At 42.1% G+C, this 18,107-nt stretch carries 15 protein-coding genes and 1 tRNA gene; 3 read left to right on the top strand and 13 right to left on the bottom strand.

Annotated elements, in window-relative coordinates:
* Nucleotides 1–102 precede the first annotated feature (102 nt).
* The 9 genes from HKX40_RS06645 to HKX40_RS06605 form a co-directional block, all read right to left on the bottom strand.
* Nucleotides 103–1,038, bottom strand: a complete 936-nt coding sequence (locus tag HKX40_RS06645) for an ATP-grasp domain-containing protein (RefSeq protein WP_171588786.1) — start codon at nucleotides 1,036–1,038, stop codon at nucleotides 103–105.
* Between the two features lie 3 nt (nucleotides 1,039–1,041).
* On the bottom strand, nucleotides 1,042–1,479 hold the full coding sequence (locus tag HKX40_RS06640) for a pseudoazurin (RefSeq protein ID WP_216605190.1): 438 nt from the start codon (nucleotides 1,477–1,479) through the stop codon (nucleotides 1,042–1,044).
* 23 nt (nucleotides 1,480–1,502) lie between these two features.
* Nucleotides 1,503–2,267, bottom strand: a complete 765-nt coding sequence (locus tag HKX40_RS06635) for an ABC transporter ATP-binding protein (RefSeq protein WP_171588785.1) — start codon at nucleotides 2,265–2,267, stop codon at nucleotides 1,503–1,505.
* Nucleotides 2,268–2,277: 10 nt separating this feature from the next.
* Nucleotides 2,278–3,318, bottom strand: coding sequence for a FecCD family ABC transporter permease (locus HKX40_RS06630; protein ID WP_171588784.1), 1,041 nt, complete (start codon nucleotides 3,316–3,318; stop codon nucleotides 2,278–2,280).
* Nucleotides 3,319–4,434, bottom strand: coding sequence for an ABC transporter substrate-binding protein (locus HKX40_RS06625; RefSeq protein ID WP_171588783.1), 1,116 nt, complete (start codon nucleotides 4,432–4,434; stop codon nucleotides 3,319–3,321).
* 300 nt (nucleotides 4,435–4,734) lie between these two features.
* The gene (gene folE2 / locus HKX40_RS06620) at nucleotides 4,735–5,532 is read right to left on the bottom strand and encodes a GTP cyclohydrolase FolE2 (protein ID WP_171588782.1); all 798 of its coding nucleotides are present in this window, start codon (nucleotides 5,530–5,532) and stop codon (nucleotides 4,735–4,737) included.
* Nucleotides 5,533–5,740: 208 nt separating this feature from the next.
* Entirely contained in the window at nucleotides 5,741–7,672 is a 1,932-nt protein-coding gene (gene dxs / locus HKX40_RS06615; RefSeq protein ID WP_171588781.1) for a 1-deoxy-D-xylulose-5-phosphate synthase, read from the bottom strand.
* Nucleotides 7,673–7,681: 9 nt separating this feature from the next.
* The gene (locus HKX40_RS06610) at nucleotides 7,682–8,596 is read right to left on the bottom strand and encodes a polyprenyl synthetase family protein (protein ID WP_171588780.1); all 915 of its coding nucleotides are present in this window, start codon (nucleotides 8,594–8,596) and stop codon (nucleotides 7,682–7,684) included.
* Between the two features lie 362 nt (nucleotides 8,597–8,958).
* Nucleotides 8,959–9,033 (bottom strand) — tRNA-Asn (locus HKX40_RS06605).
* A 277-nt stretch (nucleotides 9,034–9,310) separates the two neighbouring features.
* Between HKX40_RS06605 and HKX40_RS06600 the strand changes: the two genes are divergently transcribed.
* From HKX40_RS06600 to HKX40_RS06590, 3 genes are all read left to right on the top strand, one after another.
* A complete protein-coding gene (locus HKX40_RS06600) occupies nucleotides 9,311–9,580 on the top strand; it encodes a PepSY domain-containing protein (RefSeq protein ID WP_171588779.1) in 270 nt (89 codons plus the stop codon).
* Nucleotides 9,581–9,863: 283 nt separating this feature from the next.
* Complete coding sequence (locus tag HKX40_RS06595; protein ID WP_171588778.1) at nucleotides 9,864–10,526, top strand: response regulator; 663 nt, start codon at nucleotides 9,864–9,866, stop codon at nucleotides 10,524–10,526.
* A 26-nt stretch (nucleotides 10,527–10,552) separates the two neighbouring features.
* Entirely contained in the window at nucleotides 10,553–11,899 is a 1,347-nt protein-coding gene (locus HKX40_RS06590) for an ATP-binding protein (protein ID WP_171588777.1), read from the top strand.
* Nucleotides 11,900–12,041: 142 nt separating this feature from the next.
* On the opposite strand, the gene typA is transcribed toward HKX40_RS06590, so the two are convergent.
* From typA to infB, 4 genes are all read right to left on the bottom strand, one after another.
* A complete protein-coding gene (gene typA / locus HKX40_RS06585; RefSeq protein WP_171588776.1) occupies nucleotides 12,042–13,865 on the bottom strand; it encodes a translational GTPase TypA in 1,824 nt (607 codons plus the stop codon).
* Nucleotides 13,862–14,614: a tRNA pseudouridine(55) synthase TruB gene (truB, locus tag HKX40_RS06580; protein WP_171588775.1), complete on the bottom strand. Its 753-nt coding sequence runs from the start codon at nucleotides 14,612–14,614 to the stop codon at nucleotides 13,862–13,864. The genes typA and truB overlap by 4 nt, the downstream gene beginning before the upstream one ends.
* 44 nt (nucleotides 14,615–14,658) lie before the next feature.
* Complete coding sequence (rbfA, locus tag HKX40_RS06575) at nucleotides 14,659–15,081, bottom strand: 30S ribosome-binding factor RbfA (RefSeq protein ID WP_171588774.1); 423 nt, start codon at nucleotides 15,079–15,081, stop codon at nucleotides 14,659–14,661.
* A gap of 118 nt (nucleotides 15,082–15,199) precedes the next feature.
* Complete coding sequence (gene infB / locus HKX40_RS06570; RefSeq protein ID WP_171588773.1) at nucleotides 15,200–18,079, bottom strand: translation initiation factor IF-2; 2,880 nt, start codon at nucleotides 18,077–18,079, stop codon at nucleotides 15,200–15,202.
* Nucleotides 18,080–18,107: the final 28 nt, after the last annotated feature.

Genomic DNA, 18,107 nt, shown 5'->3' with positions numbered 1-18,107 from the left:
TGTAGTTTCCTAATGTCTGGGGTTTTCAGTAATTGGACTGTACAACTGATATGCATTAGTTTTGTTTCACATAATATGGATTATTGCAGGATTAACAATCCATTATTGTTTTAGTAGCTCACTTAAAATAATTGCAAACCGTTCTGTGGCTGTTCCTGTAGTATGCCAGTATAAGGCAGGCTCAATTAACTCACACTCATTGAGAATGAATTTATCGTCATCTATTGCATCAATACCATCAATACGTGCATATACAGGTGGTTTTTGTGATGGAACCATAGTCTGCAAATAGTCCACTACTTTTTGGGCTGATTGTAAAGCCTTTTGACTAGGTCTTATCGCAAATACCTGAACTCCGTAAGCAGAATTAGCTCGCCATTCACCCTGAGGAGGTTGGCGCTTCACAGCATGACTAAACTGACCATTAAAGAAAATCATACTAGTCTCACCATACTGCTCTATAGCAGGTATATAAGGTTGTACGATAAGTCCTTGCTGGTACACGGTTAAATCAGGCATAGGCTCGTCTACAGACCATTTAATCACTGCTTTACCGCTTTGCCCTACAGCAGGTTTTAGTACAAAACAACTACCAGCCACTTCATTGAACGAAGATGGCTTTATCTCCTCGGTGTTTTTTTCTAATCTACTGATAGTTAAATCATAATTATCTTGTCTTGTCCAAGCACGTAACTGACTCTCGTCTGGCTGAACAAAAAATTGCGTTGAAATAACAGATACACCACTCTGTGACAAATCCTGTAAGTAGGTTTTATGCATATTCCAACGCATTAGTGCGATAGGATTTACAGTAGATATGCCCTCTTTTTCGAGTTGATTTAACCACTGTGTAAACCGCTCTTTATGGGAGGCATAGTCCCAAGCACAAATAGGCCATACCAAGTCAGCATTCAAAGCTGACTGCCAGGGAGCGATTTTCACCACAATCCCCAGCTGCTCTAGACGATTTACCAAAGGTTTTAAATTCTCTGGCAATGCCGGCCAATCTTCACAAGTAGCTAAAAATAAAGAGGGCATAATTTATTTGATTTGTTCAATATATTTCTTAAGACGACCTTTATTATCCATCGCGCGTTTATCAATATCTAAAGCCACTTTTTCCGCTTTTTCTTTGTTAGTTGCTGTACCTACTTGGATAATACCACTCATATTCATCATACGATGTGGTGGGCATACATAAACATAAACACCCTCATGGGTAAGTTTCAATTCGAACTGCTCATCTTCTTTGGATAAGAACTTCTCTGCCCCTTCAGGGACTACTTTACTTTGCACCCAATGACCTTTATTAGTTGGCACAAATGTCACTGTATCACCTACATTGGCTTTAATAAATGCAGGCTCAAACACCATACCGCCATCTGCACCATGATTAAGCATTTTCACCTCATAGTTTGCTGCAAAAGCGGTACTAGACAACATTACAGCTAATCCTGTTAACATCATTTTTTTCATCATTTCATCACCTCTAAAAAAATACATCAGAAATGTCGTACGGGTCGAATCACCGGTAGTTTTCTACTATCGTATAAAATCTCAATATCTACCTTATACAAGTCACTAATCACATCAGCTGTCAAAACCTCAGTAGGATTTCCTTGTGCCTGAATTTTGCCATGCCCTAACAGAATAATCTCATCGGAGAATTGTGCAGCTAGACTTAAATCATGTAACACCATTACTGTGATTAACTGGTGTTGTTTTGTATAATCACAGACTCGTCCAAGCAGATTAAGCTGGTGGTGCATATCAAGGGCACTCACAGGCTCATCCAGCATTAACACTTCTGGACGACGTAGCAGCACCTGTGCAAACATCACTAGTTGACGCTGCCCCCCACTTAATCGCATCACATCTCGGTGAGCAAGGTGAGCAATGTTCAGTAAGTCTAAAATCTGCGCTGTTTCTTCCAACAACTCATCACTCACATGCATATTAAGTGCATCAATCCGCCCTAATAACACCACCTCCATTACTGTCAAAGAGGCTTCTACCGCTGAGTCCTGCGGCATATACCCTATAGGTTTACGCCAACGCAAAAGATGTTTATGAGAAAAGACGCGATCTTTATAACGCATTTGTCCAGTGAAAGGCACTTCACCAAAAATGGTTTTTAGCAATGTGGACTTCCCTGCTCCGTTGGGTCCTAGAATGGTATACGTTTTGCCAGGCACTAAGGAAATGTTGGCATTATCCGCAATCATCAAAGAGCCTCGTTTCACCATGACATTTTGTAGCTCTAACATTCTTCTTCCCCTAGCGTTTCGTCAAAATAATCCAAAACAAGAAAGGCACCCCAACAAACGAGGTCACAATCCCAACAGGAAAGAGGGCTCCGGGAATAATCACCTTTGATAGTACTGAAGCGATAGACAGAAAAGCAGCTCCCACCAACATAGAACCAGGTAGGAAAAAGCGTTGGTCTTCTCCTAACAACATACGTGATACATGGGGAGCAACCAAACCGATAAATCCAATAATGCCAACAAAACTAATTGCAGTTGCCGTCATCATAGCTACAATAACAAGAGTTTTAAAACGCAATCGCTGTAAATTAATGCCTAGGCTAGTGGCCCTATCCTCACCTAATCTTAAGGCGGTTAATTTCCATACATCACGTGATAGCAAATAAATACATACCGCAGTGACTACTGTCGTAAGAAATAAACTCTTCCATGTGGCTTTGGTTAGACTACCAAACAACCAGAATAAAATTTGTTGGGAAATTTCTGGTGCTGCGATATATTGGATAAGCGAAAGAATAGATTGGAACAAAAATAATAAAGCAATACCAACTAACACGAGCATAGCCGAGGTAAAGCGACGCATAGATGCAAAAGTAAACAGCACAGCAGACGCCAACATTGTCATGACAAAAGCCCCTACTGGCACAGCAAACTCCTGTGGTACACCTGGGCCACCAAAAGCAATCACCAAAGAGGCCCCCAACCCCGCTGCTGCAGCCAAACCCAAGGTATAGGGGCTTGCCATGGGATTATTTAATAGGGTTTGGATTTCTGCTCCACCAACACCTAATGCAGCCCCCACAACCAAAGCCATCAGAGCCATAGGTAAACGCAAATCATGCACAATAACCCGACTGATAGCATCACTGGTTTCATGGCCTATTAAAGCATAAATCACTTCTTTAACAGGTAACATAGAGGGACCTGTCACAATATCAAAAACCAGTCCAACAATACTGATAATAATAAATGCCAATAATACAAACCAGCGTTTGCGCTCAAGCCTACGCTGGTTCTTTACAATATCGGCAACAACCGATGGGTTATTCAATTACTTACCCTCTTCTAGGTAAAAAGTACCTTCTGGCTCTACAGGAAGATATTTCTTGTAGAAATCAAGATAAGTTTGGGTAGGATTTAAATCCTTAAATAACTCAGGGTAAGCTGCTTTAGCTACAAATTGAATAGAGGCAATATCAGACAATGTGCGAGAGTTCGCATGGTAAGCACCATATAAACGGTGGTTCTTAATTGCTGGAAGACTAGACCAACCTGAGCGTTTTGCAAAGCCTGCTAAACGTTTCTCAGCCTCTGCTTTAGGGATATTAAAGCCCATTACCAAAGCCTCTGGGTTTTTCTTAAGCTCTGTCTCACGACCTGTGATGATAATAGCATCTGGTTTGGCTGCAAGTACCAACTCAGGATTTACAGGACCGTAATATTCCACAGCATTCTTAGAAATATTGTCTGCTCCTACTAAAGTAATCATCGAGCCCCACATACTCTTACCAAAACTAACACTATACTCTGAAGGACCTTTGTTACCAAACTCAGCATAGACCTTTGGTTGTGGAAGATTTGCTTTTTTCACACGATCCTGAATTTCTTTAACAGTATTAGCATAGTAATTGGCCAATTCATCTGCACGCTCTTCATTGCCTGTGAGTACACCAATCAATTTTGTGGTTTTAACATGAGCATCAACGGTTTGTGCGTTGTAATCTAATACAACGACAGGAATCTTAGCTTCTTCTAATGCATCTAGGTCTGAACCCAATGCATCATATTGCCACTTTGCCAGTATTAATACATCAGGACGTAGAGAAAGTACTTTCTCAACAGAGAATGTCCCTACCTCTACTTCACCTACATCTTCCAACTTCTCCAATTTAGGTAGCGCCTTGCTGAAAGCCGCCCAGCTAGGAGGTGCCCAATCTGTCCAAACAGCTTTAGAAAAGCCCACAACATTATCAAGAACTTTAGTCCCAGCAATAGCAAGATAATCTTGATAATAAAAGCCCACCACAGCTTTTTTAGCAGGTACATCCACCGTTACTTTGCGATCCGCTAAATCGGTAATTTCTACTGGTTTAGCATAGACATGAGATAAACCAGTCATCAATAAACCTGCGACTAATGCAGAAGAAAGGCGTAATTTTTGTAACATAATTTCCCTTTTATTATTAATAAAAATATGAATAATAATTAATATCATTAATCAGTAAGTATACATTTCCAAGGCTTTTTTGGCAACCGTATCATTATTACTTATTTACTTTTAAAGTATGGCTACTACTAACCTTAAAAATGCTTGCTCTAATATTTTTTGTCCATAAAAAAACCCGCTATTTCTTATTCATAGCAGGCTCTTTATCAAAGGCTAGTATTTAGGAGAATTATGTCACTTTCTTTATCACCTAGAAGCTATATCACATGCTATCAAAGGCAAAGAAAACACACTTATCAGTTACACTTCTCCCTCTATCACAGCATAAGCTGAATGATTATGGATAGATTCAAAATTTTCCGCCTCAATTTTGTAACGTAATAACCCTGGCAAGCCCTTTATCTCAGCAGCCACATCACGAATCAAATCCTCTACAAACTTGGGGTTGTCATAGGAATGTTCAGTGACAAACTTCTCATCAGGACGTTTTAATAATGTCCATAATTCACTTGCCCCCTGATGCTCTATCTTGCGAATAATTTCATCCATATTAAAGGCTTCGCGACTAACCAATTCCACGGTGATATGTGAGCGTTGATTATGGGCTCCATATTCTGAAATAGCTTTGGAACAAGGGCATAAACTCATTACCGGTACTTGGATAGTCAATGTAAATTCTGTACTATCACGCCATGCTTTTGCCATCCAAGTAATCTGATAATCCATCAAACTAGGCACCTCGGAGACAGGGGCTTTTTTGGTCATAAAATAAGGGAAAGTCACGGTAATATCGCCCTGCTCTGCATGCAATAATGGCAACATATCCACAGCTAGCTGCTGAAAGCGCTGTATCGTCATTGGGGTCTGACGATGTTCAAATAATAAGGCAGCAAAACGTGACATATGAGTCCCCTTTTCCGTCTCGGGTAAAAATACGGTCAAGGTCCACTCACCGACAGTTGACTGCAATGAGCCATCAGGCTGTTGCAACACAAGTGGAGACTTAATACGACGAATACCAACACGCTGAATAGCGATATGACGGGGATCAAAACTACTTTGTACATCTGGCATCACAGTGCCAAGTGGTTCACTCATTATTCTTTACCTGTTTAAAATACGAATGCAGATGGCAGTTCAACTACACACCTGCATTTTCTTCCAGAGGCGATATCCATCTACAATACTGCAAGATATGGATTCAACATTATCCCTCACGGACAAAATCTTAAATTTTTAGTAAGTATGGGGGCATTTTAAATTTAAACAAGAACTATTTCGTAAATGCCCCTACTAATAGGAGGACTTATTTTTGCCACTCACGGATACTTTTCTCTATTCCTGTGGCATCTAAACCCAAACTCGCCAAAATAGACTGTTGTTCACCGTGGTCAATGAAATTATCAGGCAAACCCAGTTGTAGCACAGGTAAAGACATACCCGACTGATTTAAAAACTCGCTCACTGCACTACCCGCACCACCCATGATACAACCTTCTTCAATCGTCACAAACGCTTGATGGGTATGAGCCAATTCAAGAATTAACTCTTCATCAAGAGGTTTAACAAAACGCATATCCACTACCGTAGCATCAAGTTTCTCTGCCGCTGCCAATGCTGGATATAACAAAGTACCAAAAGCTAATATAGCTACGGGTTGTGTTAGACGCTCAGCATTTGTATCTGCTGCAAGGTGTGGATTTTCAACACTTGAGGTAGCTCGAGTTGAAAGAGGTACAGCAGATGATGAATACCGTCTGACGACAGCTTTACCAAGCGGCACCGTATCTAATGTCTTGACGACCTCTGCTCCTACTCCAGAACCACGAGGATAACGTACACTCGCAGGCCCCTTGAATTGGTAACAGGTGTTGAGCAATAAGCGGCACTCATTCTCATCTGAGGGGGTGCTCACCACCATATTGGGGATACAACGCAAATAAGCAATATCGTAATTACCAGCATGTGTTGCTCCATCCGCACCCACAATACCAGCCCTATCCAGAGCAAAAGTTACGTCTAAATTCTGCAATGCCACATCATGAATTAACTGATCATAACCACGTTGCAAGAAAGTTGAATAAATTGCCACTACTGGCTTAAACCCCTCACAAGCAATCCCAGCACCAAATGTCACCGCATGTTGCTCAGCAATACCCACATCAAAATAACGTGTAGGAAACCGTTGCTCAAACTCAACTAAACCACTACCCTCTCGCATAGCAGGCGTGATACCCATTAAATGCTCATCAGCTGCTGCTTGGTCGCAAATCCACTCACCAAATACCTGCGTGAACGTTGGTTTGCCTGGTTTTTTAGTTTGAATACCCACCATAGGATCAAACTTGCCAGGACCATGATATAAAACAGGATCAGCTTCAGCTAACTTGTACCCTTGCCCTTTCTTTGTAATGACGTGCAAGAATTGTAACCCACCAAGTTTCTTCAGATTTTCTAAAGTAGGAATTAATGCACTCAAATCATGCCCATCAATTGGCCCGGAGTAATTAAACCCTAATTCCTCAAATAAGGTTGCTGGCCCCAACATACCCTTGGCATGACCTTTTACCTTGCGGGCAATCTCCATCACAGGGCTAGGTAGTTGTTCTAAAACAGCTTTGCCAAAGTCATGGGCATCCTTGGCAAGACTACCCGACATCAAGCGTGTCAGGTACTTATTAAGAGCCCCTACTGGTGGAGATATTGACATATCGTTATCATTAAGAATGACAAGCAAATTAATGCCAGGAGTCACCCCTGCATTATTTAATGCCTCAAATGACATGCCTGCTGTCATTGCCCCATCACCGATGACGGCAATATGTTGACGATTGATTTTCTTATTACGAGAAACAACAGCCATCCCCAACGCAGCAGATATAGAAGTGGATGAGTGTGCTGTGCCAAAAGCATCGTATTCGGACTCGCTACGCTTGGGAAATCCTGAAATCCCACCTGCTTGTCGCAATGACTTCATTTGATCTCGTCGTCCAGTCAAAATCTTATGTGCATATGACTGATGCCCAACATCCCAAATAATACGGTCATGAGGAGTGTCAAATACCTTATGCAAAGCCACAGTCAGCTCTACTGTCCCTAAATTAGACGATAGATGCCCACCTGTTTGCGCCACAGAATGAATAATATATTGGCGCAACTCATCCGCTAAAGCACGAAGCTGAGTGCAACTCAAATGCTTTATATCGGCAGGGTTTTGAATAGTTGATAGTAATGTCATAACTTTGTATTAATAGTGACGGCAAATAATAAAATCAGCCAATTCTTTTAAACGTTGAGCCTGCCCACCGATAGGTAGTAATGCCTTGAGTGCGGCCCGATGTAATTCTTCAGCAAATTGTTGCGATTGTTCTAGTCCCATCAACGACACATAAGTCGGCTTATGAGCTTGAGCATCCTTGCCGGCTGTCTTGCCCAATGCTTGACTATCCGCTGTGACATCTAAAATATCGTCAACAACCTGGAATGCCAAACCAATGGCAGCAGCATAATCCTCTAACGACTGGCGTATTGCAGAAGCAGCTCCCAATGCAATCGCTCCCAACCTTACACTCGCCTCAATCATAGCTCCCGTCTTCATGCGGTGCATCTGCTGTAGCTGGGATAACTCTAGCAAATTGCCCACATTAGCCACATCAATCACCTGCCCCCCTACCATACCATGACTGCCAGCAGCCTGTGCCAGTACATCAACTGCCTGTGTCACTAAAGCAGAAGAAATGGGCATTTGTGCTAACTGCTGAAATGCTAGTGGTTGCAACGCATCAGCTGCTAATAACGCCATTGCCTCACCATATTGGATATGACAAGTAGGTCTACCTCGACGCATATCATCGTCATCCATACAAGGCAAATCATCATGCACTAAAGAGTAAGCATGAATCATTTCAACAGCAGCAGCTGCCAGCGACAACGCTCTAAGCTGCTGAGGTTCTAGTTGATTATCGTGCGAACAAGCCAAGCCTGTAGCATAAACAAGGGCAGCACGCACTCGCTTGCCAGGACCCAAAACTGCATAACGCATTGCCTCATGCAATACCTGAGGCAACTCCTTTTGTGCTGGCAACTGCTCGTGCAAACATTGTTCGACTTGTGCAACAGCCAATGATAGCCATTCAGAAAAAGAAAGGGATGCGTCATTCATAGCTTACTTGTTAGATGGAATATTTCTTCACGCCAGTAAAACTGTATTGTACACTGAATCTCCCATGACAGCGGAAATTTTGATACAAGAAAATATGCTTTTAACTAAAGGTCAAAAACGTGTTCAACACTAACATCAAAAATAAGAAAACACGTTACTCTCTCTTCTCTTATCCTTTGATAAAAAACATTTTTTACTTTTGAGATACGGGTTTTGTTGATGCCAAACCCATGCATCTGCTATGTTTCTCATCCTTTACTTTGTCTACAAACTATTATTGTTAAGATAGCCCAATGACTTGATAAGTCACAAAGTAAAAACACAAAAGCCTCTTGCGAAAAATCACAAGAGGCTTAAAATTCTGGCTGCCCAGACTGGGATCGAACCAGTGACCAACGGATTAACAGTCCGCTGCTCTACCGCTGAGCTACTAGGCAAGCATCAAGATTTAGAATTATGCCAATCTTTCTTCTTATATGCAAGCATTTATGTAGTTCTAACAATTTTTTGTTGTTTTTTTAAAACAGCCGCATCCCTTCTTATCCATTCCTTATCTATAACCTTGTCTTCTCTTATCTACTTCTTATCTGCATCAATATTCACGCTCCTTTGCATCTCTTAAGATTCACTTAAGTTTATCTTGGTTTAATACGCATATGGCAAGCCAGCTTTCTCTGGTGCCATATATTCCATATAATTTTTTAAGGAAACATTATGTTCAAACAAATCTTATTTGCTAGTGTTATTGCTTCTTTCTCTTCTGTTGCCTTGGCAAGTACTCAGTGTACTCACTACCCAGAAAACGAGCGTATTCCTAGTATTCAGTTCCAGCAAAAATTACAACAAGAAGGCTATCACATTAAAAAATTTGAAATAGATGATAATTGTTATGAAATTGAAGGAACCAATGCAAAAGGAGAACGTGTTGAGATTAATTTTGATATGAAAACAGGCCAGGCAGTTAAATCGAAGATTAAGCACTAATCTATTTCTGGGGGGACACATGCCTCTGAACATCTTTCCATCTCTGGTTGATAACCCCTCCAGACTCATTCAGAGTAAAAACTACTTAAAGAATATTAATACCCAGTCTCTGTGAGTAGCAATGGCATAAACGATATTAATACCCAGTCTCTGTGAGTAATGGTGGCATAAAGAATATTAAAATTAACCGTTAAATTCTTTTCGTTGTTTTTACATTGTGGTTGCACCAACTTCACTATGAACTGCTATGATTGGTTAGGTAAGCAATAGCACATGGATTATTATGCGTATTTTACTTCTAGAAGATGACCAACAAATTGGAGATGGTCTGTTGCATGGTCTGCAAAAACATGGATTTACCGTGGACTGGTTTACAGATGGAAAACTAGGTCAAGAGGTTCTACATAGTGCCCCGTATGATGCAGTAGTATTAGATTTGGGGCTGCCTCATATTGATGGCATGGATGTTCTTGCCTCTTGGCGACGTCAACAGTTAGATACGCCTGTGTTGATACTCACCGCCCGTGATGCCCTGCCTGACCGTCTCGCAGGATTAAATGCTGGTGCTGATGACTACCTATGTAAACCATTCGCTCTAGATGAAGTCGTGGCACGTCTACTCGCTCTTATTCGTCGTAGCAAGGGCAAAGCAAGTCCTCTAGTGCATTATGGTGAGTTGACACTAGACACCAACCAGAAAACTGCCTGTTTGCATGGTCAACCGTTGTCACTAACCCAGCGAGAATATATTTTGCTTGAGTTATTTTTACTGCAACCCCGGCAAGTTTTTAGTCGTGCTCAGTTAGAAGATAAACTTTACAGTTGGGATCAGGAAGTAGAAAGTAATGCGGTTGAAGTGCATATTCATAATTTACGCAAGAAAATCAGCAAAGATTTTATTGTGACGCGCAGAGGTCTTGGATACCAGCTCGGCAGCAAAGTATAAATCTATAGTCAGGTGTTAATGTCCTTATGAAAGCCACTACCAGCATCCAACGACGATTATTAACCTACCTTAGTAGTGCGTTAGTCACACTATGGATAGTGATTACCATTGGTAGCAGTATCGCCTCTATCAAAGAAATTAATGAGATGGCAGACTCGCAGATGCTACAACTCGCTTCTACTATTAAGCATGTTGCTCCTCAGGTACAAAACTATACAACTTTTAAATCTATCGAAGAGATTTTGCCACATAATGAAGGCTATGCGGAAACAGGCAATCAAGGGTTTGCCGTTTGGAACCAGCAAGGAAAGCTACTATTTGCCGATAGAAAAGGGCAAAAATTTCCTTTTAGTCAACAAATAGGCTTTCATAATGATGATCATTTCTGGGATTTGAGCGGTTGGCGATATGTATATCTAGTAGACTCAGAACGGGTTGTTGCTGTGGGTCAAAAACTGGACGAACGTTTTGATATGTTGTTTGATGCACTTTGGGTGCAGTTGGTACTCCTACTCTGCTCTATTCCTGTGTTATTACTACTCATCATTTATGGTATACGCCGTGGCCTATCACCACTTAAACAAGTTACTCAAGAAATTCAAGCTCGTGATGTGCGTAGTCTAAAAACTGTATCTGAAAATGTTCCTGCAGAAATTGTTCCTCTAGTCAGTGCGATTAACCATCTGCTCAATCGCCTTGATCAGGCTATTCAAAAAGAACGACGTTTTACTTCTGATGCTGCCCATGAATTGCGTAGCCCTTTAGCTGCCTTAAAAGTACAGGCTGAAGTACTTGCCATGACAGAAGACAAGGAAGAACAACTACAACGATTGAGAAATATTCATATGAGTATAGATAGAGCCAGCCACTTGGTAGATCAACTACTCACGCTTTCTCGTCTGGATCCATTACAGGCACTTCCTGATAACCAACCCATTGATTGGAACACTCTTATTCCACAGACACTACAAAGCGTTAACCTTGCAGCACGACAAAAACATATTAAATTGAAATTAGTTACTCAATGTACACTAGAAGATGTACTGCCACTTTACGGTACCCCTCTACTCATCCAAACCATGCTACGTAATGTCTTGGATAATGCCATTCGCTATAGTCCTGAGCAGTCAGTCGTCACCTTAACACTTAGTCACAATAGCATCACCGTACAAGACCAAGGTCCTGGTATCGCCCCTGAAGACATGAAGCGTATTCGTGAACGTTTCTACCGTCCTGCAGGACAAACTCAGCAAGGCAGCGGTTTAGGATTTTCAATTATTGAGACTATTGCAGAATTACATGGCTTACAGTTGTGCTTGAGTAATGCCCAACCCACTGGATTAATAGTTGTTTTGCGGCGTACAACACCTTAGTATGCACACTTTATTCATAATCTGCTAATACGCTGCACACTAGACTTACCACAAAAAAAGGAGAGTTAAAAACTCTCCTTTTAAGTTTCTCAATCCATCCACTATCAAAAATGGATAACTGTGCATGTTTACCACTATACGACTAAACTGCTGCCTCACGTGCAGCACGTTTGCGATCGTTTTCAGAAAGATGGCGCTTACGTAGACGGATACTCTTAGGTGTTACTTCTACGAGCTCATCATCGTCAATAAACTCAACCGCATACTCTAGTGTCAATTTAATAGGAGGTACAAGACGCACTGCTTCATCAGTACCAGAGGCACGAATATTAGTTAGCTGTTTACCTTTAATAGGGTTAACAACTAAATCGTTATCGCGACTATGAATACCGATAATCATACCTTCATAAAGTGGCTCGCCAGGTGACACAAACATACGACCACGGTCTTGAAGTTTCCATAATGCATATGCTACTGCATTACCATCGTCTTGACTAATTAGCACACCATTACGACGCTCACCAATACTTCCTTCACGTACTGGAGCGTAGTCATCAAAAATATGACTCATCAACCCTGTACCACGTGTCATAGAAAGAAAATCACCCGAGAAACCAATCAAACCACGTGCAGGGATACGATACTCAAGACGAGTGCGACCCTTGCCATCTGATTCCATATTGAGCAACTCACCCTTACGACGACCGAGTTCTTCCATGACAGCCCCTTGGTGGTCATCCTCAACATCCACAGTTAATAATTCCATCGGCTCACAACGTACGCCATCGATTTCTTTATATACAACTCGTGGACGAGAAACAGCTAACTCATAACCTTCACGACGCATATTTTCAAGCAGGATAGTTAGGTGTAATTCCCCACGCCCGTTGACTTCAAATACCGTATCATCATCAGTATCGTTAACACGTAACGCTACATTAGATTTCAACTCAAGGTTAAGACGGTCACGTAACTGACGACTTGTCACAAACTTACCTTCACGACCAGCAAGAGGTGAAGTATTCACCATAAAGTTCATTGTCAATGTAGGTTCGTCAATCTTCAACATAGGCAAAGCTTCTGGTGTATTGGGGTCGCAAAGTGTACAACCGATACCAATTTCATCTATACCGTTGATTAATACAATATCACCTGCTTCTGCTGAGTCCACCAACTCACGATCAAGACCTTTAAACTTTAACACTTGGTTAATACGTCCATTGATAGGCTCACCCTCAGGACCGAATTTCACCACAACATTTTGTCCAGGACGTACACGACCACGGTTAATACGACCCACACCGATTTTACCAACATAGCTGTTGTAGTCTAATGAGATAATCTGTAATTGCAATGGACCGTCGGCATTATCATTACGCACAGGTACATGCTTAAGTACTGTATCAAACAAAGGACGCATATCGCCACTACGAACATCCTCTGTCAACCCAGCATAACCATTAAGACCAGAAGCATAAACGATAGGAAAATCCAGTTGTTCCTCGGTAGCACCTAATTTATCAAATAAATCAAAGGTTGTATTGATTACATAGTCAGGACGTGCCCCAGGACGATCGATTTTATTAATCACCACAATAGGTTTAAGGCCAAGAGCTAATGCTTTCTTGGTCACAAAGCGTGTTTGAGGCATTGGACCTTCTACTGAATCCACTAACAATAGCACTCCATCTACCATCGATAATACACGCTCCACTTCACCTCCGAAGTCCGCATGTCCTGGGGTATCTACAATATTAATGTGTGTACCCTCGTACTCTACCGCACAGTTTTTAGAAAGAATGGTGATACCACGTTCTTTTTCAATATCATTAGAGTCCATTACGCGTTCAGCGACTTGTTGGTTCTCGCGGAACGTGCCTGATTGACGTAATAACTGGTCAACCAACGTTGTTTTACCGTGGTCAACGTGAGCAATAATAGCAATGTTACGGAGCGCGCGGCTCATAGTGTTTCCTTTTGACGTAATTTTTCCGGCAGTAAATCCGGAGGTAAATCATTAAGACTTAGCAATACACTTTGGGGACTCTCTAAAGCCTGAAAATCCGCTAAAGAAATTGCTTCCGTTAATTTAAATGGACCAACAGACGTACGACGTAATGCTCGTAAATGTGCAAAACACCCTAACGCACGTCCTATATCCTGAGCAAGGGTACGAATATACGTCCCCTTGCTACAAAAAACATCTAATACTACTTCAGTAGGTGTAAATGACACCACTAAAATATCATAAATTGTGACTCGGCGAGCTTCTCGCTCTAACTCAATCCCTTGACGAGCATACTCATACAAAGGCTTGCCATCGCGTTTCAATGCTGAATACATCGGAGGGATTTGTTCAATCTCCCCCACAAAACGAGGTAATACAGTAGCTAACTGCTCTTCAGTAATACCCTTAAACTCTAATGCTTGCTGTACTACTTCACCAGTCAAATCACCGGAATCTGTCTCTCTACCAAGAGTTAATGTGGCACGATAAGATTTATCCACATTCAGCATAGCACCGCAGATTTTGGTCGTTTTTCCAAAACAACAAACTAGCAATCCCGTAGCAAAAGGGTCCAGAGTCCCTGTATGCCCAGCTTTCCTAGCATCCAGCTTACGACGTGCTTTTTGGAGTGCATGGTTACTTGACATACCATCAGGTTTATCTAGCAACAACACTCCATCAATATCCAGACCTTTTCTGCGTCCCATTTATGTATTCCTTGTGACGTTTGGCAAACATTCAGCAAGAGATATTAACTCTCTTGACCTCGAATTCTAGGAGGCACAAACTCTGTGGAAGTTGCCTCGTCAGGGAAATCCTCAGGACGATTAGCACGGTCAATTAAACGCGACATCTCTATACCGTGAGCTAATTGATCATCATGGTGAAAATGCAAAGTTGGCACAGTATGGATATGTAATAACTTAAACAACAAGGAATGCAAATAGCCTGCTTTCTCATTGAGTGCTGCTTGTGCCTCAGCAGGCTCAGCCCCAAGTACAGTAAAAAATACTTTTGCATGTGCGTAATCTGGACTTAACTCAACACCTGTCAGGGTAATCAAGCCAGCACGCGTACCCAACTCTCGCTGAATAAGCTGAGCTAAATCTTTTTGAATTTGTTCAGCAAGACGCACATTACGACTTGCCGGTGCTTTACTCTTATGACGACTCATATATTTGCTATTGGTGTTTCTACTTGCCATACACTTGATGCAGTAATCATTCAGACTTTCACTCCACTGTAAGTCTAGCATTCACATGTATTTCGAGAAACACCTTGTTCTATTTTGTTTATAAAGTACGGGCAATCTCACGAATTTCAAAGACTTCAAATTGGTCACCGATTTCAATTTCGTTATTACCACGAAGAGAAATACCACAATCAAAGCCAGCTTTCACCTCTTTGACATCATCTTTGAAGCGTTTTAATGAATCTAATGCTCCCGTCCAAATCACCACATTGTTACGTAGTTGACGAACTTGTGAGTCACGGCGAACCATACCTTCAGTGACCATACAACCTGCAACAGTACCCACACGAGAAATACGATAAACCTCGCGTACTTCCACCATACCGATGATTTCCTCACGTTTTTCTGGAGCAAGCATACCAGACATCGCTGCTTTTACATCATCCACTGCATCATAAATAATGTTGTAGTAACGAATATCCACACCACTATTCTCGGCAAGTTTCTTGGCGTTTTGGTCAGCACGAACATTAAAGCCAATAATTACTGCTTGTGAGGCAATTGCCAAGTTCACATCACTTTCAGAGATACCACCTACGGCAGCATAAACCACTTGCACGCGTACTTCATCACCTGATAATTTAAGCAACGATTGTGCCAAGGCCTCTTGAGAACCTTGTACATCCGTTTTGATAATAAGCGATAGGGTCTTTTGACCTTCGGTATTTTGGAACATATTTTCGAGGGTCTGTGCATGACGACGTGCCAACTCGGCATCACGTGCTTTTGCTTGACGGAACATCGCAATTTCACGTGCTTTACGCTCATCTAATAATACCTGTACTTCATCACCTGCTGCTGGTACATCTGTAAGACCCTGAATCTCTACAGGATAAGAAGGACCCGCTGTTTCTACACTCTTACCATGTTCGTCCAACATTGCACGGACACGACCAAATGTAGAGCCTGCTAGTACTGCATCCCCACGTTTTAATGTACCTGATTGCACAAGCACTGTCGCCACTGAACCACGACCTTTATCCAATCGGGCTTCAATGACTAGCCCCTTGGCAGGAGCATCAACAGGTGCTTTAAGCTCAAGAATTTCAGCTTGGAGAAGTACGTTTTCAAGTAACTCATCAATACCCTGACCAGTCTTAGCTGACACAGGAATAAATGGAGAATCACCGCCATATTCCTCAGGAACAACCTCCTCAGCAACAAGCTCTTGTTTCACACGCTCTGGGTTAGCTTCAGGTTTATCAATTTTGTTGATGGCTACAACGATAGGAACACCTGCCGCCTTAGCATGGCGAATCGCTTCTTTGGTTTGTGGCATCACGCCATCATCCGCAGCAACTACAAGAATCACAATATCAGTCGCTTGTGCCCCACGTGCACGCATCGCTGTAAACGCCTCATGCCCTGGAGTATCAAGGAAAGTCACAATACCGCCATCAGTCTTCACACGATATGCACCAATGTGCTGCGTAATACCACCAGCCTCACCAGAAGCTACTTTTGTACGACGAATATAGTCAAGTAAAGAAGTCTTACCATGGTCTACGTGACCCATCACAGTTACTACTGGAGGACGCGGCAAGAGTTCTACCTCGCGAACCTCGGCTCCTTCTTCCAAGAATGCCTCTGGGTCGTCTAATTTAGCTTGAACTGCAGTATGCCCAAACTCTTCTACGACAATCATCGCAGTGTCTTGATCAAGTGGCTGGTTAATTGTCACCATTTGACCCAGCATCATAAGTTTTTTAATAACTTCAGCAGCTTTTACTGACATCTTATGTGCCAACTCGGCCACAGTAATAGTCTCTGGCACGTGAATTTCACGTGCAATAAATTCAACAACTTGTGGTTGATGGTGACGTTGATCTTGTTGCTTGTTCTTGTGTTTATTACGAGAACCTCCAGCACGCCATCCGTCCTCATCATCTTTTAGACTGTTACGCTTATCATTGTTAGAAGATTTCTTGGCATTACGCAAACCACCATCATTCCAGTTTTTTTCTGATTCACCACCTTTCTTACCAGAAGATTTCGCCTCTTTCTTACCTGACTTCTTAGGTACCACCTCATCGCCATCATCCATGACAATATTTTTATTACCTTTAGGAGCCTTAACGGTTTTAGCTGGCTTACGTAATAAATCACGAATCTCTGCTGCTTCACTTTCTGCTTTTTTGCGTGCATCTTCACGCTCAGCTTTATCTGCTTTTTTAGCAGATTCAGTTTTTGGAGCAGGCTTAACCGCAGGTTTCACTGTTTCAGCAGGGGTAGTCTTAACCGCTTCTGTTGACTCAGCTTTGGCAACATTTTCCACTTTAGCGGCTACTTTTTCCGCTACCTTGACCTCTTCTTTATTGGAAACTGGTTTAGAGACCTCTTCAACCTTAGTCGCCTCCTCAATTTTAGGAGTAGGTGCCGGGGTCGAAACCTCTGGAGCTACTGTTGGTGCTGTTTGGACAGCTTGAGAATCCTCAACCTTGGGCTGAGGCTCTTGTACAACAGGCTCTACCTTGGCTTGTGGTTGCACAACAGCCTGAGGTTTGGCTGCCACTTGTGGTTCAGCCTTAGGAGCCGACTCTGTCTCAGACGCACTCACCTCAGATTTCGCTTGAGTTGATGCCTCTGTCTTAGCCACTGCTGCCGCAGCTTGTGCTTTTTTCATCTCTGCTTTCACCAATTCAGGTGACACAACTACACGCTTTTTACGCTCTTCTACTCGTACTTTAGAACCATCGGCTTGACGAATTTCAGAGACTTTTTTACGTGTCAGGGTAATCTTACGTTTTTCCTTGGCACCATGTTCTTGTTTAAGCAGTTTAAGCAATTTTGCTTTATCCTCTTCCGTCACAACATCATCTGCTGATTTAATCGCAGAGCCAGCTAGACGTAATTGAGTCAGCAAGTCTTCAACGGGTTGTTTAATTTCTTCAGCAAACTGTGAAACAGTGGTATTTGACATTCGGTTCTCTTCTAACAACTAAAATAAT

The organism is Pelistega europaea (assembly GCF_013133775.1).
GTDB classification, from domain to species: Bacteria; Pseudomonadota; Gammaproteobacteria; order Burkholderiales; family Burkholderiaceae_B; genus Taylorella; species Taylorella europaea.
The sequence above is the reverse complement of the archived record's forward strand: the minus strand, read 5'-3'. Positions and strand labels throughout refer to the sequence as shown.